Origin of the sequence: Pedobacter nyackensis, from assembly GCF_032678475.1 — a bacterium.
Taxonomy (GTDB): Bacteria; Bacteroidota; Bacteroidia; order Sphingobacteriales; family Sphingobacteriaceae; genus Pedobacter; species Pedobacter nyackensis_A.
This window is the reverse complement of record NZ_JAVTSF010000003.1, coordinates 15513-36289: the sequence shown is the minus strand read 5'-3', so window position 1 is coordinate 36289 and position 20777 is coordinate 15513. Positions and strand designations below refer to the sequence as shown.

Genomic DNA, 20777 nt, shown 5'->3' with positions numbered 1-20777 from the left:
ATTATGAGTTTACACGTTTACAGGCCCATATCGTTTTTAATAATTGCTGTTGGAATCTTCCTCTCCGGCTGTGTAAAGGAAACATATTTTGGTAAATCAACTTATAAGAAGGTTCTTTATTTTACAATGCCAGGGCAATCGGCTACAACGGTTATTGACCATGATCAACTGACGATAAAGCTTCTTGTTGATGCAGCATCTGATCTAACAAAGCTGTATCCCGACTCTATAAGGCTCTCTACTTTTGCCCACATTACACCTGGCGTAAATATACCACAGGACTTTACAAATCCGGTTAATTACACTGTAACTGCTGAAGACGGGAGCATTGCCGTTTATAAGGTTGAAGTAACCCGCCAATCTGCAACACCTCAAATTACCAATTCCAACTTTGATAGCTGGTATACTCCGCCAGGGAAGAACTATAAACAACCAGGCATGGATATGAACACAGACTGGGCTACCGGAAATGCAGGTGTTGTTACTTTAGGAGCCGCCAATACAACACCTGTTGAGGTGAGTAGTGGCGATTTTGCTGCCCAAATGGTTACCAGAGACTTAGGTGTTCTTGGGCAAGTCACAGGACAACGTATGGGGGCTGCAACGTTGTTTACGGGAACTTTTACACTCGATATCAGCAATCCGCTTAACTCTCCTAAATTTGGAATTGCTTTTACGGCAAGGCCAAAAAGTTTTAGTGTAGATTTTAAATATTCTCCGGGTACACCATATAAAAACGGAAGGGGGCAGGAACTCGTAAAAAAAGATAGCTGCGATATCTATTTATTACTCGAAAATAGAAATAACAACGTGAATAAGAGAATAGCTACGGCTTGGTTTCGGTCAGGCGATTCCGCGAGCACTTTTACGCGTATTACCATCCCGTTGTTATATGGAAATCTGCCTGCTGAAACCCCAGGGTATCAATTCCCGGAGAATGGGCTATTTGCTTTAGCTGGCGAACCTGTTACCCATCTTACAATCGTTTTTGCTTCAAGCGCTTATGCTAATTTATTTGAAGGCGGTGTTAACAGTATTTTAGTTGTAAATAACCTATCGTTAAATTATTAAAAGTGATTTACACTCAGTTTAAACGGGCTTTAAATAAAAAGACTACTAATTCTATAGATTAATTTTGATATTGTGATAAATGATTCTAAATTTGCAGTGTAAATCGTTTATAAAAAGTTTAGAAATCACATGGAAAAAAAATTACTCTTCAGAAATATTAGCGCTCCATATTCTTTAAATATGATGGGACTCCCCATCTGTTGTTGTTGCTAATCAGAACAACTAACCTTACATTTTTTATGAAAAGATAAAGACAGGCTTTAACCTGCCTTTATCATGAGCACTCAGTACGCAACGCCAATCACTTACTGAATGCCAGCTGCTTTAATCAATAGATCATTAATTAAAACTTTTTAAAATTATGCAAAATTTTAAAAAGGCTAAGCATTTAATAAATGTTTATGCCTTGTTGAAAGGAGTGTTGTTTATCAATAGCTTCCTTTTAATAATTATTGTTACCCCTACACTTTCATTTGCACAGATACAGCCTCTAATCAATTCCACATTAAGTGGTACGGTAGTCGACCAGAAAACGAAAGAACCCATACCAGGAGCAATCGTTCAGATTGAAGGGGTTACCCACCAGGTACAAACTGACAGTCGGGGTAAGTTCGACTTCGTGACCGGACAGAAATTTCCCTATACCCTAATCATAAGTTATATAGGTTATGAAAAGCTTCGTGTTATCGCCAACGGAACGCCCATCACAATTGAATTAAAAGAACAGGTAAATGAACTCAACGGTGTAGTTGTAGTAGGTTATGGAACACAGAAAAGAAGTGACCTTACAGGGGCAGTGTCTTCCGTATCTCAGTCTGCATTAAAACAGCCTGTAACCTCTATTGACCAGGCTTTGAAAGGTGCAGCTGCCGGTGTACAGGTTACACAGACCTCCGGACAGCCTGGTGGTGGAGTCAGCATCAGAATTCGGGGCGGGGCTTCCATACAGGGAGGAAACGAACCTTTATATGTGATTGATGGATTCCCCGTATACAATAGTTCTTCTTCTACAGGAGTGCTAAGTGGTACACCTACAAATCCACTTGCAAGTATCAACCCAGGTGACATTGAAAGTGTCGATATCCTTAAAGATGCTTCTGCAACGGCGATTTATGGTTCCAGAGGAGCGAATGGAGTTGTGATTATTACAACAAAAAAAGGAAAGGCTGAGAGGAATACCATTGCTTACGAAGCTAGTTTTGGCACCCAAAGTGTACTCAAAACCATTGATGTTCTAGGTGCGAAGGATTTTGCCATACTAAGGAATGAGGTGCTGTTTGATGCGAAACCTGCAGGTGGAGCATATCAGTACCTTGCGCAGGCAGAGATTGATAAACTGGGAGGGGGCACACGCTGGCAGCAGGAGGCCTTCCAACATGCGCCTACACAAAATCACCAATTGTCGATAAGCGGAGGGAGCCAGACTGTACAATACCTACTTTCGGGGAACTATCTTAAACAGGATGGAATTATTAAAAACACTGATTTTTCGAGGATAAGCTTTCGTGCAAATGTAGATGCAAAACCTTCAGATAAATTTAAAGTTAGTGCCAGCCTTACGGCAAATAAATCTGATGCTAACGTTGCTCCTTCAGGCATAATTGGCTCTTTACTTATAATGCCGCCGACTGCAACTGTATATGATCCGGATGGTAGTTATACATTGCGTAATCCTTTCGAGAATATTTTTGCTAATCCAATTGCGACACTTAAGGAAACGATCAATAAGTCTACTGTAAACAGGTTACTGGGGGCTGCATTTGGGGAATATTCTATCATCAAAGACTTAAACTTTAAAGTTCTGCTTGGGGCCGATGTCAGCAATCAAAAGGATAAATACTACGTGCCATCAACCATTTATGAAGGAAAAACGAGTAATGGATCCGCATCTCTTGGGGCGTTGAACTATTATTCATGGCTCAACGAAAATACGCTTACCTATAACAAAAGTATAGGCAAACACAATTTTGATGCACTGATCGGGTTCACCCAGCAGGAAGCCAGTAACGAGAGCTTCAAAGCGGGAGCTGAGCAATTTGTATCAAATGACTTAACCTACAATAGTCTTCAAAGTGGATCTACTCTTGTCAGGCCGAATTCTGATGTTTATTCCTGGGTATTACATTCTTACCTGGCTAGGGTAAATTATAATTACAACAATCTATATTATTTAACATCCAGTCTTCGTAAGGATGGATCCTCCCGGTTTGGCAAAAATAACAAATGGGGGAGCTTTCCGTCCGTTGCGGCATCGTGGAGAATTAGTAATGAGGGTTTCTTTAAGCCTTTGCTAGATAAAATCAATGATTTAAAGTTACGCGCCAGCTTCGGAACGACAGGAAATCTGGAAATCGGGCAGTATCAATCGCTATCAACATTATACAGCTTAAATTATCTGCTTGGTGGAAGCGTGCTGACTGGTTTTGCAGCAAACAGAATTCCTAATGATAACCTGGGCTGGGAAACTACTTACCAATATGACACAGGCCTGGATATCGCTTTTTTTAACAAAAGGCTATTGCTAACCTTAGACGGGTACTATAAAAAGACAACAGATCTTTTGTTAAATGTAGAGATACCCTGGACAACCGGATATTCCAGTTCCCTGCAAAATTATGGTTCTGTGGAAAATAAAGGTTTAGAGCTGGGGATCAGAACTAAGAACCTTACGGGAGAATTCCATTGGGATACTGATCTGAATGTCTCTGTCAACAGGAACAAGGTGCTTACTATTGGTAATGGCGCCTCTTCTTACATCAGTGGAAATTACATTATACAGGTAGGGAAGCCTCTTGGTACATTTTATGGAACCGTAACAGATGGTATTTTACAAACCGGAGAAGAATCAGCCAAAGGTAAGTTTACAGGGAGTGCGGCACCAAAGGCTGGTGACAGACTTTACAAAGATATAAGTGGCGATGGAACTTTTACAACTGCCGCGGATAGGGCTGTTATCGGTGATGCCCAACCTGATTTCATCTTTGGAATTAGCAATAACTTTTCCTGGAAAGGGTTTGATCTTTCGGTTTTTCTTCAGGGATCTTATGGAAACAAGATCATCAATGGCAACCGACAAACCCTGGAGATGTTTACTGGTCAGCAAAATGCATCAACAGTTGCATTGGAAAGGTGGACAGCAGCTCATCCAAGCACAACAATTCCTCGTGCAAAGCTAGACCCCGCACCTATTTTTTCCAATCGTTTTGTAGAAGATGGGTCTTTTCTGAGGCTTAAGTCTGTTACGCTGGGTTATACGCTTCCAAAAGAGTTAACCAACAAATTGAACCTGCATTCGGTAAGCGTATATGTTACCGGGCAAAATCTGTTAACCTGGACCAATTATTCTGGCTTTGATCCTGAAGTTACTTCGGGAAGCAACGTTTCGCCTGGTACCGACTCAGGTATTTATCCCACTTCAAAAACTATTCTTGCAGGCCTAAGAGTCGCTTTTTAAGCTTGCTGCACATTATAAAATTAGATAATCAACATAAATTCATATGAAAAGATTACTCATACTATTCAGTATTGCATACGGGCTAATTTTAGCAGGTTGCTCTACGCTTGACGAAAAACCAGAATCATTTCTGGTAACCGAACAATTTTATCAAAACGAAAGCCAGGCCATTGCCTCTGTGACAGGGCTATACCGGAAACTATACGAATCCGGTCAGGCGCTGTACAACAGTTTATTCCAGATTGGGGTGGAAATGGCTACTGATGATTATGAAGCCGGCCCGCGGGCAAGAAATGCACATGTAAGGGCAATTTCAGGGCTTACTCATGATTCTTCCAATGACCGGATGGAACAGCTATGGAGGCAAAGTTACGATGGCATCAACGCAAGCAACATTGCTATTGATAAGATCGCACTGATCGAGGCTTCAAAAATTAATGAAAAGATAAGAACCCGCTTAATCAATGAAGCTAAATTCCTGCGGGCAATTCATTACTTTAACCTGGTTAGGTGGTTTGGCCCGGTGCCTTTGGTTTTGCATGAAACCACTTCCCTTTCTCCTGAAAGTCTGGCTGTAGAGAAATCTTCAGAAGCAGATGTCTACAAACAAATTATAGCAGATTTAAAGGATGCAGAAAATTTACCAAAAATAGCAGAGTACGGAGCTGCCGACATAGGTAGGGCGACATCAGGTGCTGCGAAAAGCATACTTTCTAAAGTGTATTTAACTCAGAAGGACTGGGACAATGCCATTCTTAAAAGCAAAGATGTAGTTGATCATGAAGGTTACGATTTGTTCGAAGATTTTTCAGATGTTTTTGCTGTAGCAAAAAAGAACGGGAAAGAGCATATATTTTCTGCGCAGTTTAAAGGTAATGCAGGCTTCCAGGGAAATAGTTTGGCAAGCAGATCCGCTCCCGCAGATGTTCCCGGGATTAATGGAGATTATGCTGATGCACTGCATGTTGCAGGTGGGTTGTACGAGAGTTTTAGTGAGAGTGACACCAGAAAGGCCATTACTTTTGTGACTAAAATAACCAGTCCGGTAAATGGGCAAGTATATACTCTGGCAACTCCCCAGTTCCACAAATACTATGATGAGTCTGTAGTAGGTAGTCAGAGCCAGTCTTCAAAAAATCTTCCTATCATACGTTATGCCGAAGTCTTATTGATTTATGCAGAGGCTTTAAATGAAAAGTATGGGCCTACAGAGCAGAGTTACTGGGCTATTGATAAAGTAAGACAGCGGGCACATATCAGCAAGCTGCAGGATATCGTTCCGGCATTAAACCAGGATCAGTTCAGAGATGCTGTTTTTCTGGAACGCAGAAAAGAACTGGTATTTGAGTATCAGCGCTGGTTTGATCTCGCTCGCCGTGGACCAACCTATTATGTAAACACGCTTAAAGCTGCGGGCAAAACGCTTGCCGCGCCAAGACATGTTCATTTCCCAACACCACAGCGCGAACTTAACCTAAACTCTAAACTGAAACAGCACCCGGACTGGGTCAATTATTAACGTGTTCACTAAAATAGTTTCATCACCAATAAAACAATTTAAACAATGAAAAGATATATCAGCTTTGGCAAAATTATGGTAGGTGCGATAGCGCTTACTCTGGTTGCAAATGCATCGTTGTTTGCTCAAAAAAAACAACGGCCTAACATTATCCTGGTATTGGTCGATGACCTGGGGTTTTCAGATACAAGTCCTTATGGTGCGACAGACCTGGAAACACCAAACATCAACAAATTGGCTTCTGAAGGGCTTAAATTAAAGGAGTTTTATAATAACTCGATTTGTGCGCCTACCCGTGCATCCTTATTAACCGGTCAATATCAGCATAAGGCCGGAGTAGGCTATTTTAACGTAAACCTTGGGTTGCCGGCTTACCAGGGATTCTTAAACAAAGAGTCTTTAACGCTAGCTGAAGTACTTAAAAACGGAGGCTATTCAACCATCATTTCAGGTAAATGGCATGTAGGTGATGATGAGGATCAATGGCCAGCACAACGCGGTTTCGACAAGTCGTTTGGGTTTATCGGAGGTGCCAGTAATTATTACGAAATCAATGAGAATGGAAAAGAGGACGTAAAACTGCTTAAGAACAACAAGCCTTATTACCTGGCAAAGGATAGATACCTGACGGAAGAAATTACAAACAATGCACTGGAATTTTTGGATGAGCAAAATGAGGAAAAGAGACCATTCTTCCTTTATCTGGCATACAATGCGCCGCATTGGCCCTTGCAGGCTTTGCCGGAAGATATCGCAAAATACAAAGGACGATATAGTATTGGCTGGGATTCACTGAGAACACTTAGGCATAAAAATGCCATTGAAGAGGGGGTGATTGACAAAGATCAGAAGATCGCGGTTAAGGATGATAAACTTCAAAGCTGGGATAAATTGACCTATGATGAGCAAAAATACTGGCAGACCAGACAGGAGGTATATGCGGCAATGATTGATAGGGTAGATCAGGGCATTGGACGTGTATTGTCTAAACTCAAAGAACTTAAAAAGGATGAAAACACCTTAATCGTATTTATCTCTGATAACGGTGCACAGGGTGGAAACAACTTAAGACTATACACCTCAAGAAATACAGGCCCGGTTGGTACGGCAGGCTCTTATGAAGTGCAAAATAGCAACTGGTCACAAACAGGTAATTCTCCTTTTCGTAATTATAAAGGAACTCCTTACGAAGGAGGAATTAGTGCGCCTTTTATTGCCTGGTACCCTAAGAGTATTAAGGCTAATACCATTGCCCAGGGCACAGCACATTTAATTGATCTGGCACCAACATTTTATCAGCTGGCAGGTGTGCAGTATCCTGCGAAGTATAAAGGCATAACAACAAATGCTTTAGCAGGAAAAAGTCTGGTGCCTGTTTTAACGGGGCAAGTTGATAAGTTAGAAAGGGGTGAACCGCTTTTTTGGGAAAGAGGAGGTAACAAAGCGGTAAGGGATGGGAAATGGAAGCTAGTTTCTACCAGTGATGGAAAATATGAATTGTATGATATTGAAAAGGATAGGGCAGAGAATATTGATCTGGCAGCACAACATCCAGAGGTCGTTCAGAAACTGAAAGTCCAGTATCAGGTTTGGGCGCAAAAGAATGACGTGGTGGATTACAATAAATTAAGAGGCGTACAACAGGGACGGAATTCAGCACCTGTAAGAACTGGCTTCTAAAAATAAAATTAAATAAGAAATAACATGAAAAAGACTTTAATTTTAGTACTTGCAGCATTGTCCATACAGGTCCATGCGAAACAAAAGCCTAAGAAAAAACCTAATATCATTCTTATTCTGGCTGATGATCTGGGATATTCCGACCTGGGTGCCTACGGATCAGAAATCAATACACCTAATTTGGATAGGCTAGCCAAACAAGGCTTACGTTTGCAGGAATTTTATAACAATTCTATCTGTGCGCCAACCCGGGCATCTTTACTTACGGGGCAGTATCAGCACAAGGCCGGAGTAGGTTATTTTTCTAATGACCTGGGTTTGCCTGCTTACCAGGGGTACATCAATGCTGAATCTTTAACACTGGCTGAGGTCCTGAAATCAAATGGCTACAATACGATTACATCTGGTAAGTGGCATGTGTCCGGAAACAATGTAAGTCTGCCCTGGCAGCGTGGATTTGGCGATGTGTACCCTCGTGATAACGATTCTGCGGGCTCAGGTGCTCCGCAAGAGAAGACCGTTGTTACCGATAATGAAGGGTTTATACTGTCTGATTATTTCCAGACTAACCTGATCACTAAAAATGCAGTGAAGTTTATTGATGATGAAAGCAAAAAAGATAATCCATTTTTCTTATATCTGGCTTATACGGCCCCTCATTGGCCGCTGGTGGCTTTACCAGACGATATAGCGAAGTACAAAGGTAAGTATGATAAAGGCTGGGACCAGCTGAGGACTGAACGTTTTGAGCGTCAGAAACAATTGGGAATTGTTGGTGCTGATACTAAAATATCCAGGAAGGATGAAGATATATATGATTGGAGCCGCCTGTCTTATGACCAGCGACAACAATGGGCAAAAAAGATGGAGGTCTTTGCAGCGATGGTTGATCGTATGGATCAGGGCGTAGGAAAGGTGTTGGAAAAGCTGGAACAGAATGGGGAAATTAATAATACCATTATCTTCTTTGTTTCCGATAATGGGGCGCCAGCTGAAGATCTGGTAAAATGGCATAACAGTGCAAGGAAAAACAGTGGGCCGGTAGGTACTACGGGCTCTTATGAGTCGCAAAGTAAAAACTGGTCATATTTATCAAATACCCCATTTCTGGCTTTTAAAGATTACCTGTACGAAGGAGGAATAAATTCACCTTTTATCGCCTGGTATCCTGCTAAAATACCTGCGGGTATTATTGCTAAGGGAACGGGACATATTATCGACCTTGCGCCTACTTTTTATGAATTGGCCGGAGTTAAATATCCTGTTAAGTACAATAATGTCCTTTCCAATCCTTTGGCAGGTAAAAGTCTGGTCCCTGTTTTATTTGGACAGCAAAAAGAAGTACAGAGAGGTAAGCCTTTATTTTGGGAGCGTGCAGGAAACAGAGCAGTCAGGGAAGGTAAATGGAAACTAGTTTCGCATTGGCCATCCTACAATTGGGAGTTGTACGATCTGGAGGCTGACAGAGGTGAAACGACCAATCTGGCGAGGCAAAATCATGATGTGGTAAGTCAACTCTCCGTGAAATACTTTGATTGGGCAAAAAAGACAGGAGTTGTTGATTTTGCAACGCTCGAAGATAAGGAGCCAAAAAGCATGAAAGATTTTAGAAGAAGTAAAGTTCAGGAGCCAATTGCAGGTGCTGGATTTGGGTTTTAATAAAAGATATTAAACAACATGATTTATGAAAGCAATCAGAAGTATATTATTAGCATGGTTATTTGGTGTCTCTACATTGGGATATGCTCAAAATAATCCAGGAGAATCAAAGAAAGAGTTTTTGACGACTGTCGCAGTCTTCAGCAAAAAAATAGCTGAGCAAAAGAACCCGCAGATTTTGGATGCCCGTTCGGCGGAGGAATTTGATCAGGTTCATTTGAAAGGGGCAATAAATGTAAATCCGTCTGTAAAAGGTTTCGAGCAGATCTTTAATCAACTGGAAAAGGATCAGCCAGTGTTTATTTATTCGATACAAAGCGGCCGCTCCTCTGGCATTGGACAACTATTAAGACAAGAGGGGTTCCGGGAGATATACGTTTTATCACCAGGCATAGCCAGCTGGATTGGTTCAGGGAATGAAGTTGTGGTTCGGGAAAATCATAAAAGCAGGGTTACACCGGCTGATTTTAAAGGTATACTGACATCTAAAAATCTTGTATTGGTCGACTATGGATCCAATTATTGTCCTCCATGCAAAAAGGTAATCCCGGTATTGGATTCCTTAACAAATACACCCGGAAATAAAGTGAAGACTTTTGTGCTCGAGATTGATGCGAATCCCGAAATCATAAAAGCATATCAGATCACAACTATACCTACCTTAATCCTGTATCGCGATGGTAAGCCGGTCTGGAAGAAAACCGGGGTCCCTTCTTTAACAGAAATCAACCATGCAATTGCTTCAAATGGTAAGACTTTGCTGAATAGGCATATACGGACAACAGGTAAAAAGGCTGCGGTATGTACACAGTCGAATTTGCCTGCTCGCTTCGGACTTAAAAAGAATAGTACTTTGTTGACTAAGTAACAGAAAAGGCGGCCATATTTTTTATGTGACCGCCTTTTTTAAAGTTAGTTTATTTAAGTGGTTCTATATTTTAACACAGAGATAAAGGGCTGCCGCAAGAGCAGAACCTATTATCGGGCCTATAACCGGAATCCAGGCGTATCCCCAGTTGTTACCTCCTTTACCAGCGATGGGCAAAATGGCGTGCATAATCCGTGGACCAAGATCTCTTGCCGGGTTAATGGCATAACCAGTTGTTCCACCGAGTGATAGGCCAATAACCCAAACCAATAAGGTTACTGGTAATGCGCCAATAGAACCTAGTCCTATCGGATTTTTATCGACGCCCATTTCTGCATTTGTAAAATGAAATATCACAAATATCAATACAAATGTTCCAATGATCTCACTGATAAGGTTGGAAATCGTATTTGGAATCGCAGGTGCTGTACAAAAGGTGGCCTGTTTTGCTCCTTTGTCTTCCGTTCCAGCATAGAAATCCTTGAATAAAAGCCATACCATAAAGGCGCCTAACATGGCGCCAATAAATTGTGCGGCAATATAGCTTGGGACAAGCAGCCAGCTAAATTTGCCGCTAATGGCGAGGCCAATAGTTACCGCAGGGTTTAGGTGCGCACCGCTATAAGGTCCGGCAATAACTACACCTACAAATACCGCAAGTGCCCAGGCTGTGGTAATCACCATCCATCCTCCGCTATTTCCTTTGGTTCCTTTTAAAACCACATTGGCAACAACCCCGTTGCCCAGTAAAATCATAAACATTGTGCCGAGTATTTCAGCTATAAAAGGAGACATGTTGATTCAGTTAAGTTCGTTTATAAATATACTAGTTTTCTGCGGCGGCTTTTGCGGCTTTGACTGCCCTGTTCCACCCTTTAATACGTTCAGGGATGTTTTCTGCTTCGCCTGCATTAAAGTTTTTATCAATTTTCCACTGTCCGCTAATGTCATCCATACTGTTCCAGTAACCTACAGCTAAACCAGCAAGGTACGCGGCGCCTAAAGCCGTTACTTCTGTTACTTCAGGGCGGATCACTGTCGTATCCAACAGATCGGCCTGAAACTGCATGAGCATATCGTTGGCCGTTGCACCTCCATCTACCCTTAGCTCTTTTATAGCGTGCCCCGAATCGGCTTCCATAGCTTTAAGTACCTCCATCGTCTGGAACGCAATGCTTTCCACAGCTGCCCTGGCAATGTGCGCAGCTGTTGTTCCGCGGGTAATGCCAGTAATTGTTCCTCTTGCATCCTGGTTCCAGTGTGGGGCTCCAAGGCCCGCAAATGCAGGGACCAGATATACGCCTCCGGTATCCTGTACTTTAAGTGCAAGTTGTTCTACTTCTGCGGAAGTACTGATGATTCCCAGTCCGTCCCTTAACCATTGTACTACTGCACCACCAATAAATATACTGCCTTCAAGAGCGTACTGTACTTTTCCATTTATCTTCCAGGCAATGGTGGTAACCAGGTTATTTTTTGAAACGGTAGGAGTATCGCCAATATTCATCAACATAAAACATCCCGTACCATATGTGTTTTTTACCATTCCTTCATGCGTACACATTTGTCCAAATAAGGCTGCCTGCTGATCGCCGGCAATTCCGGCAATAGGAATTTTTGCTGCTAAAACATTTCCAGTAGTTTCTCCATATACCTCACTCGATGATTTTACTTCTGGTAGGATACTTGCAGGAATGTCGAAAAGATCCAATAGCTCCTGGTCCCAATTAAGTGTATGGATGTTGTAGATCATGGTTCTGGAGGCATTGCTTACATCTGTAACATGTACCCTCCCATCTGTTAAATTCCAGATCAGCCACGAGTCGATGGTTCCGAAAGCAATTTCTCCGGCAGCAGCCTTTTCACGGGCTCCCGGTACGTTGTCGAGCATCCATTTTATCTTAGTGGCAGAGAAATATGCATCTAAAATAAGCCCTGTTTTCTCCTGGATGTTTGTTGCCAGTCCTTTTAGCCTCAGTTCATCGCAATAGGAGGAAGTACGTCTGTCCTGCCATACTATTGCATTGCAAAGTGGCTCTCCGGTTTTTCTATCCCATAACACGGTGGTCTCGCGTTGATTGGTAATGCCAATAGCTGCTATATCAGTAGGTGTAAGGCCTGCTTTTACAATCGCTTCTGTAGCTACAGAGATCTGAGTAGTCCATATTTCGCTCGCGTTGTGTTCTACCCATCCTGGTTGAGGATAGATCTGCTCAAATTCTCTTTGCGCTATGGATATAATGCCGCCGTCCTTATTAAATACAATCGCTCTTGAACTGGTCGTTCCCTGATCAAAGGATAAAATAAATTTGCTCATAGTTTATAATTGCAATAATGTGTAATAAAACGTAAGTATAAACAATCATTATCGAAAGTAAAAGATGCAATACGAAATTGTGCTATTTTTTAAATATCAATGCACTTCTCGAGCTAAAATACTGCAAAAAATAACCCCGGCACTAATTTAGTGGCCGGGGTTTTCCATAGGTAGATGGATTGGGATATATAGTGTCGTAACTCTTAGATTAGAATTTAACTCCAACTCCTACAGAAAATACCTGGTTCTTAAATTCTGGAGTCTCTCTTGAACCATCTTCATTGTTTTTCTGAAAGTCGAGGGCATAACGACCGTGAATGTCAAACTTTTCGTTAACATCATATCTAAAGCCAATCAAGCCGCCAAGAAGACTCTTTTTAAACCTGTCTGAGTTATTTTCGATAATCTCTTGTTCAGTAGAACCTAAACCGTTTTCAAATTTGTTTTTGGTAGACAATAAAAATGATACCTGTGGGCCAGCGACCAGGTTTAAGCCACTTCCGCCAATATTGATACTCGCTAAAATTGGTATATCAATAAAGTGAGTGGTCTGCGTAAAATCTCCGAAGACAGTTTCTGCTTTATAACCTTTGGTCGAGTACAACAACTCGGGTGTAAATGCTAAGCCTTTTATAAGGTTAATGTCTAATGTAATACCAGCATTAAAACCTGTATTTACTTTAGTTTTAAAGTCATTGTTGCCATCATCTTTAATGATGTTTGGAAGATTTACACCTCCTTTAATACCCAATCTAATCGGGCTCTGTGCGTTGGCAGCACCTGCTGCAAATAGGCCTAAGGCCAGAATAATTATCTTTTTCATAATGACATATTTTTAAGGTTATGAAATCATCATAAGACTCAGTGCTTATAGGGATTCCGGAATATGTGTTACCGGTGTATAGGAAAGAAATGTGCCATTTATGAGGATTGCGAATTAAATTTTACAGAATAGCGCTTAATAATTTGATACAGCGCTGTTAATTAGCTGTTTTAACATCTATATAATTCAAAACAGAGATTGTCCGCTCATCCTTACAATTGTATCAAATTTGATACAATTGTAAGGATGAGCGGAAGGCTGATGGTTGGAGGAAGGTTTTTAAAGCGGCTGAAGTAGAACTTTTGTTTAACTTTGAGAGTTCACCAATCGTTGCACTAATGAATGTTAAGCATTTTTTCATAGTCAGTTTAGCCCTTTTGTCAATAGCTTTTAGTGCCCGGGCGCAAAAGAAAACCTATCTCGAAACACTTGCAGGGCCGAATGAATGGGTTGATTCAGTATTTAAAGGTTTAAGTAAACGACAAAAAATTGCGCAGATGTTCTTTGTAAGAGCACATACCAATTTTGGTAAAGCATATGAAGATTCAGTAGGGGTGGTCATCAGGAAAGAACGTATTGGTGGATTGGTGTTTTTTCAAGGGGGGCCGGGGCGACAAGCAATTTTAACTAATAAATATCAATCGCTTGCGAGGGTGCCATTGTTGATTACTTCTGATGGAGAATGGGGCTTGGGTATGCGTTTAGACAGTACTATCTCCTATCCTTATCAAATGGCATTGGGTGCTATACAGAACAAGGATCTGATTTATAAAATGGGACTGGAGGTTGCTAAAGATTATAAACGTATCGGCATGCACATGAATCTTGCTCCTGATGTAGATGTAAATAACAATCCGAAAAATCCCGTTATCAATTTCCGTTCATTTGGTGAGAACAAATATAATGTCGCCACCAAAGCTGCGGCTTATATGGATGGGATGCAGGATGGTGGTTTGCTGGTTAGCATTAAACATTTTCCTGGCCATGGAGATACGGATGTTGATTCTCACTATGATCTGCCACAATTGAAATTTACAAAAGCACGTTTGGACAGTCTGGAGCTTTACCCTTTCAAAGAATTAATTAAAGACGGTGCGGCAGGCGTAATGATTGCACACATGAATATTCCCACACTAGACAGTACGGCCAATATGCCTTCCACATTGTCAAAACCAATAGTCACCGGAGTTTTAAAAGGAGAACTTGGGTTTAAAGGCATCGTTATTTCAGATGCCATGGAGATGAAAGGTGTAGTGAAAAATTTTAAGGATGGTGAAGCAGATGTAATGGGTATTATTGCTGGTAATGATATTCTGGAACTTTCAGAAAATAGTGCAAGAGCAATTAAACTGGTGAGGAAGGCGATTAGGAAAGATAGAATAAGCATGGCACAGATTGATCAGAGTGTAAAAAAGATTCTTGCTGCGAAGTATTGGGCTGGATTAAATGTTAAAAAAGCAATTGATGAAAATAATGTATTTGAGGGAGTAAATCGTCCCGAAAGTCAGCTGCTGTTACAACAGCTTGCTGAGGCATCCATGACTTTATTGCGAGGTAAGGAAAATATTCAGCAGCTCAATGCAGAAAAACGGACAGTAATCATCAGTATCGGTACACCGGAAGTAACCTTGTTTCAGCATGAACTTGGTGCATATTATAAAAAAGCTGTTTTTTATACTTTAGACAAGAATGCTAACGCGGACGAAATTGCAAAGGTGTTACGAGGTGTTAAAGCATTTGATCAGATTATTATCGGAATCCATGATACCCGAGCGCGTCCGGGCAATGGAATGATATTGAGTGCCGATCTGAAGATGTTTATTAAAGATATGTCGCTAAGTAATGCGGTTTTTGCCTTATTTGCGAACCCTTATAACCTTACTGCTTTATCCGGATTGGAGAATAGCAAAGGCTTGGTCATTGCTTATCAGAAAGACAATTTTATGCAAAAGGCGGCCGCCTCGGTAATAAAAAATCAGGTAGTTGCTACCGGCAAATTGCCGGTTACCGCAAGCTCTTTTTTTAAGTTTGGTGATGGACTTTAACATGTAGCTTTGCAATTCTTAGATATCCATACCCATAAGCTGTGTAAGGATGCCAAAATAAGGAGCATTCTAAGTCTTTCTTTAACCGGAAAGGAGCAGCCCGTGTTACCTGCGGGTCAGGAGATTTCTGTAGGGTTACATCCCTGGTTCGCAACAATGGCGCATCTGGAGGCTGATTATTGCAGGTTTGTGGAGATGGCAAAGGAAACAAAGATCAAACTCATTGGTGAATGTGGACTAGATCGGTTAAAAGGTGAAAAACTGGAAAATCAACTGATTATTTTGAGGAAGCAGTTAAATCTTGCGAATGGGCTTGATAAGCCGGTTATTCTCCATTGTGTAAGGTGTTTTGATGAATTGATGGCTTTAAAAAAGGAAATGAAGATAAGTGTTCCGCTTATTGTTCACGGCTTCAATAAAAAAGAAGAATTGGGCAGGCAGTTGCTAGACAAGGGATTTTATCTTTCTTTTGGCCCTGCTATATTGAATGCGGATTCTGGTGCTGCGGCTATGCTTAAGCATACTGAGGTCTTTTTTCTGGAGACCGATGATGGGGACAGGAACATCGAAGAAATTTACCAGGCGGCAGCAAATTTAAAAAACTGTACAGTTGAAACGTTGAAAGCGCTTATTTTTGCCAGCTGGGAAAAAATAAAGCTTATTTAATATGTCTGATTTAAATTGGTTATCGCGCTCGGCTTTACTCATTGGAAACGAAGGGATCGATATTTTGCAACAAAAGCATGTGTTGGTTGTAGGCCTTGGTGGTGTGGGCTCTTTTGCCGCCGAGTTTATATGTCGTTCAGGAGTAGGTGAGATGACGATTGTAGATGGAGATGTTGTTGATCCAAGTAACAGGAACAGACAATTACCGGCCTTATCTACCAATCATGGTGTTCCTAAAGCAGATATTATGAAAGAGCGTCTAATGGCTATTAATCCGGAACTTAAATTACATGTTATACGTGATTTTTTAACACCTCAAAAATGTAGAGAGCTGATGGAGCAACATTTTGATTATGTTATGGATTGTATTGATAGCCTTACACCAAAGGTTATACTCTTGTCAAAAGCATTGGAAAAGAACATTCCCATTGTCAGTTCAATGGGGGCAGGGGGTAAAATGGACCCTACACTCTTGAGAGTGACCTGGTTGCCGGATACCTATCAATGCGTTTTCGCACAGTATGTGCGAAAACGATTAAAAAGATTTGAAAATTATAACCAGATCAAAGCTGTATTTTCTACTGAAACAGTGATGAAAGACTCCCTTGTGATGACTGATGGGAGCAACTTTAAGCGTTCTGCCTATGGCACTGTTTCTTATCTACCAGCAGCTTTTGGTGGTGTTTGCGCATCAGTGGTCATCAGAGATTTCCTGGGACAGCCGATTACGATGGCAGAAAGACCACCAAGAATTGCTGCTAAAAAGAAAAAGAAAGTCTGATTTAGCGCTATTATTTGTTGTTTTCTGGTTTAATAGCTGCTGCTGTCCAGCCTTGTAAAAACTCCATCACTTTTTTAACACTATGTCCTTTGCCTTCTTCAAGGTAGGCAGAGTTCTGGATATGTAGTACGCTGCCATTACCATCAAGAATGACGAATACGGGAAATCCAAAACGGCCAGGATAACCTAAGCTTGCCATTACATCGGCATTTTTGTTCTCCGGGCTATAGTTTACCAGTACGGTTTCATAATTGTTGTTTAAGTAGTTTTTTAATTCCGGGGTCGCGTCAACCAGTTTATGAAATAGTATACACCAGCCGCACCAGTTGCCGCCCACCTGTACAAAGACATGTTTACCTTCTTTTTTTGCTTTTGTTGCAGCGGCTTTAAGCTCAGCTTTTGCATCGGCTTTAGGATTGTAAATCTCTATTTTTGCAGGCTTTGAATTGGCGTCTTTTTTTTCCTGGGCTAAGCTCACGCCAGATATGATTAGAAATGTGAACAATGCTAATATGATTCGATTCATCTTTTTAAATTTATATACAATTTTAAGTATTTATATGTGAACTATGGTAATACAATGATAATAATAGCGTCTTTGTTAAACTATTATTTTGTCTGCCGGTATTAAAAATATTAATAGCTTTACCTAATGCCTCAACAGCCTTTAAAAATATTACAAGCTTCCGCCGGATCAGGGAAAACCTTCAGTTTAACAGCACATTATTTAACCCTGCTGTTAGCTGGTGAAACGAAGTACCGGGAAATTTTGGCCGTAACTTTTACAAATAAAGCTACGGAAGAGATGAAAAGCCGGATCATGGAAGTATTAAAAGGATTTGCAGAGGGAGATCCTTCAAAAAAGATAAACGACTATAGGGAAATTGTTTTGAAGGCACATCCTGATATGGACGCTGCGGTTTTGAAACAACGGGCTGATAAAATATACCGGAAAATTTTGCACGACTATGGCCGCTTTTCGGTGAGCACTATTGATGGTTTCGTACAAAAAGTGATCCGGGGATTTGCATTTGAACTCGGATTAGATGCAGGTTATGGTCTGGAAATGAATTACGACAAGGTAAAAAATGAACTGGCCGAAAGATTAGATAAAGCGCTTGACAAAAATCCTGTTTTATTACAATGGATCATTGATCTGGCGCTTGATCGGATCAATAATAACCTGAGCTGGAATTATCGTAAGGAGCTGATTGATCTGACCAATGAAATCTTTAAGGAAAGATATCAGCCATTCGAAAATGCGATCAAGGAATTGGGTGAGGCAGCTGATCTGGATAGCCTGTTTAAGGATTATAATAAAGTTACCAGGCTAGGTATTGAGACTTTCGAAAATAAAGTAAAAGAACTGGCAGAGGAAGCACAACAGATTTTTGAAGTTGAAGGGATCGATACCTCTAGTTTAAAGGGTAAATCCAGATCCCCACTAAATAATCTTTCGAAAATTGCTGCTGGAGATCTGTCTAAAATAAGTGGACTGACAAAACTGATTGATCAGCCTGAAGAATGGTTTCAGAAAGGTCATGAAAGTAGTTCGTATAATGAATTAAACCCTGTTTTGTCTAAACTGGTACAGATTTACCAGGAAGGATTGCCAGGTTATGTATTAGCCCAGGCTTTTAATAAGAACTTGTACTACCTACGTTTAATGCAGGAAATGGCTGTTTTGCTGAAAGACTATAGAGAAGAAAGTCCTAATTTACTCATCAGTGATGCGCAGACATTATTGAAGGGAATTACAGATGATGCGGATGACAACCCTTCTTTCATTTGGGAAAAAATGGGCAACCGATTCCGTAACTTCCTTTTTGATGAGTTTCAGGATACTTCGGCCAATCAGTGGGGTAGCTTTAAATCCTTGCTCAGCAACGCTATTGCGTCACCGAGTGGAAAGCTGATTGACCATTTGATTGTTGGTGATACCAAACAATCTATTTATCGCTGGCGTAATGGTGATTGGAATATCCTTCATCAGCAGGCAAAAATTGATGTTAAAGCTCATAATGTGCTGGAAGATAGTTTGGAAGAAAATTATCGCAGTACTCAAAATATCATTCAGTTTAATAACTATCTCTTTAAGCATTTGCCACAACTAATGCAGACCAATTTAAACGGTACTATTGCTGAACAGGAAGTGGCAGCAGTATTACAGTGGTGGAAGGAACGTGGCTTTGATCGGATTGTTACCGATGTATATGCAGAAGCAACACAAAAGACAACGCCTTTTACATTGGCTGGAGGTACGATTAGTTTTAATGTGTTGAAGACCGACCTGGAAGGTAATGCTTTAACTAAAACAACGTTTAGAGACCTCTCGCTGGTTAAAATGATTGAAGAGCTGGACACACTTATCAAGGTTAAAAATTATAAACCAAGAGATATCTGTGTGCTTGTTCGCTCTAATTCTGAAGCCGTTGCGGCAGTGGAAACACTGATGGGTCATGGCATTGATGTGATTTCGGGAGAAGCCTTGTTGCTAAACAACAACAGTGCAGTAAAACTGATTATCAATACGCTGCAGGTAATGGGCGGTCTGTCAGAAAACACGGCTTTATTTAAAGCAAACTGTATTAGCTTATTTGCAAGGCTACAGGGAAGGACAGTTGAGCCTCATCATTACTTTTCGTTAAAATTTAAAAACCTTACCCAGCTTGCGGGCTTGTTGCCCGCTGAACTTTGTGAGAATTGGTTAGGATGGATGCAGCAGCCTTTGCCGGCTTTACTTGAAAAAATAATTGCTGCTTTTGGTTTGCATGAAAAAAAGCATGTTGCAAACTTACCTTATTTATTTGCGTTAAGAGATTTAATGGGCAGCTTTGCCTTACATGGGGAACGAGGTATAGCTGCTTTCCTTACTTTTTGGGAAGAGGAAGGTGCAAGGAAAACGCTTCCATCTTCGGACAATACCGATGCAGTTCAGGTGATTACCATTCATAAATCAAAGGGGCTGGCGTTCAGAGCAGTGATGCTGCCATTTTGTAACTGGGATATCAATGGTAAGCCAAATGGTATTTTTTGGGTGCCGGCGGCAGATACACCATATCATCATTTACATAGTATTCCGTTAAAATATAATAAAGAATTGGGACGGTCAAGTGTGGCGAAGCCTTATTTTGAAGAGTTGCTGTATAATAATATGGATGCCCTAAATATGCTCTATGTGGCTACAACCCGCTCAAAAGAGTATCTCTATATAAATACAATGGGTAAAAAGACAGATACGGTTACGAATATTGGTGACCTGTTGTATAAAGTTTATGCCGATCGGTTGTCGGACGAGGGGCAGTATTTAATTGACGATGAGGTACCGGTTCAACAAGAGAGAATCCTTAAAGTACAGGAGATTGAAATGGATTTCTATCCGGTTTCTGATCGTTTGAGCCAGGTTTTTGATGCGAACTTAAAACGAAGGGAAATAGACTTGTTAACAGGCGAGAGTGCAGGACGGACAGGTACCATATTGCATGAAGTGCTGGCTGTGGCCAGTGATGTAAATGCTGTTGATTCTGTATTGAAAACACTGTTGCTGGATGGGGTTTTTAAAGCTGATGAACTTCCGTTTTTAAAAGCACAGGCTATCTCAGTATTACAGCATAAAGGCTTACAGGAAATTTTAGGCAAAGGTAAGCAGAGCTTAAATGAGCGTAGTATTATAGATACAAAAGGCAAAAGCTACCGTCCGGATAAAGTGCTGGTGAATGGTGATGAAGTGATTATTATTGATTATAAATTCACGCAGCAGGAAAGTGATAAGCATGTGGAACAGGTTGACCATTATAAGTCTTTACTAATGGCTATGGGTTATACGAATGTGAAAACTTATTTGTTTTATGCGTTGAGCGGACAATTGAAACTGGTGTAAAGGATGAAGGATTT

14 protein-coding genes are annotated in these 20777 nt (G+C 40.9%); 10 read left to right on the top strand and 4 right to left on the bottom strand.

The window, feature by feature from the left end; genetic code table 11:
- The first annotated feature begins 3 nt into the window (after window positions 1–3).
- The 6 genes from R2Q84_RS11095 to R2Q84_RS11070 all read left to right on the top strand — a co-directional run bounded on the left by R2Q84_RS11095 (window position 4) and on the right by R2Q84_RS11070 (window position 10251).
- On the top strand, window positions 4–1071 hold the full coding sequence (locus R2Q84_RS11095) for a PCMD domain-containing protein (protein WP_316816612.1): 1068 nt from the start codon (window positions 4–6) through the stop codon (window positions 1069–1071).
- 361 nt (window positions 1072–1432) lie between these two features.
- Window positions 1433–4525: a TonB-dependent receptor gene (locus R2Q84_RS11090; RefSeq protein WP_316816611.1), complete on the top strand. Its 3093-nt coding sequence runs from the start codon at window positions 1433–1435 to the stop codon at window positions 4523–4525.
- A gap of 43 nt (window positions 4526–4568) precedes the next feature.
- Complete coding sequence (locus R2Q84_RS11085) at window positions 4569–6044, top strand: RagB/SusD family nutrient uptake outer membrane protein (protein WP_316816610.1); 1476 nt, start codon at window positions 4569–4571, stop codon at window positions 6042–6044.
- Window positions 6045–6089: 45 nt separating this feature from the next.
- Window positions 6090–7724: an arylsulfatase gene (locus R2Q84_RS11080; RefSeq protein ID WP_316816609.1), complete on the top strand. Its 1635-nt coding sequence runs from the start codon at window positions 6090–6092 to the stop codon at window positions 7722–7724.
- 24 nt (window positions 7725–7748) lie between these two features.
- The gene (locus R2Q84_RS11075) at window positions 7749–9383 is read left to right on the top strand and encodes an arylsulfatase (protein ID WP_316816608.1); all 1635 of its coding nucleotides are present in this window, start codon (window positions 7749–7751) and stop codon (window positions 9381–9383) included.
- Between the two features lie 25 nt (window positions 9384–9408).
- Window positions 9409–10251: a thioredoxin domain-containing protein gene (locus R2Q84_RS11070; RefSeq protein ID WP_316816607.1), complete on the top strand. Its 843-nt coding sequence runs from the start codon at window positions 9409–9411 to the stop codon at window positions 10249–10251.
- A 63-nt stretch (window positions 10252–10314) separates the two neighbouring features.
- Here R2Q84_RS11070 and R2Q84_RS11065 read toward each other — a convergent pair whose 3' ends face one another.
- The 3 genes from R2Q84_RS11065 to R2Q84_RS11055 all read right to left on the bottom strand — a co-directional run bounded on the left by R2Q84_RS11065 (window position 10315) and on the right by R2Q84_RS11055 (window position 13391).
- On the bottom strand, window positions 10315–11046 hold the full coding sequence (locus R2Q84_RS11065; protein WP_316816606.1) for an MIP/aquaporin family protein: 732 nt from the start codon (window positions 11044–11046) through the stop codon (window positions 10315–10317).
- A 31-nt stretch (window positions 11047–11077) separates the two neighbouring features.
- Complete coding sequence (gene glpK / locus R2Q84_RS11060) at window positions 11078–12568, bottom strand: glycerol kinase GlpK (protein WP_316816605.1); 1491 nt, start codon at window positions 12566–12568, stop codon at window positions 11078–11080.
- Window positions 12569–12776: 208 nt separating this feature from the next.
- Window positions 12777–13391: a porin family protein gene (locus R2Q84_RS11055; protein ID WP_316816604.1), complete on the bottom strand. Its 615-nt coding sequence runs from the start codon at window positions 13389–13391 to the stop codon at window positions 12777–12779.
- Between the two features lie 338 nt (window positions 13392–13729).
- Here R2Q84_RS11055 and R2Q84_RS11050 point away from each other — a divergent pair, with 338 nt between their 5' ends.
- From R2Q84_RS11050 to R2Q84_RS11040, 3 genes are read left to right on the top strand one after another with little or no spacing between them, the layout of a single operon-like run.
- Window positions 13730–15436 carry a glycoside hydrolase family 3 protein gene (locus R2Q84_RS11050; protein ID WP_316816603.1) on the top strand — a complete coding sequence of 569 codons (1707 nt, stop codon included), beginning with the start codon at window positions 13730–13732 and terminating at the stop codon, window positions 15434–15436.
- Window positions 15437–15445: 9 nt separating this feature from the next.
- Window positions 15446–16102 carry a TatD family hydrolase gene (locus R2Q84_RS11045; RefSeq protein ID WP_316816602.1) on the top strand — a complete coding sequence of 219 codons (657 nt, stop codon included), beginning with the start codon at window positions 15446–15448 and terminating at the stop codon, window positions 16100–16102.
- A 1-nt stretch (window position 16103) separates the two neighbouring features.
- Complete coding sequence (locus R2Q84_RS11040) at window positions 16104–16883, top strand: tRNA threonylcarbamoyladenosine dehydratase (protein ID WP_316816601.1); 780 nt, start codon at window positions 16104–16106, stop codon at window positions 16881–16883.
- A gap of 10 nt (window positions 16884–16893) precedes the next feature.
- Here the strand turns inward: R2Q84_RS11040 and R2Q84_RS11035 are convergent, their stop codons facing one another.
- Window positions 16894–17409, bottom strand: coding sequence for a thioredoxin family protein (locus R2Q84_RS11035; RefSeq protein WP_316816600.1), 516 nt, complete (start codon window positions 17407–17409; stop codon window positions 16894–16896).
- A gap of 126 nt (window positions 17410–17535) precedes the next feature.
- Here R2Q84_RS11035 and R2Q84_RS11030 point away from each other — a divergent pair, with 126 nt between their 5' ends.
- On the top strand, window positions 17536–20763 hold the full coding sequence (locus R2Q84_RS11030) for a UvrD-helicase domain-containing protein (protein WP_316816599.1): 3228 nt from the start codon (window positions 17536–17538) through the stop codon (window positions 20761–20763).
- Window positions 20764–20777: the final 14 nt, after the last annotated feature.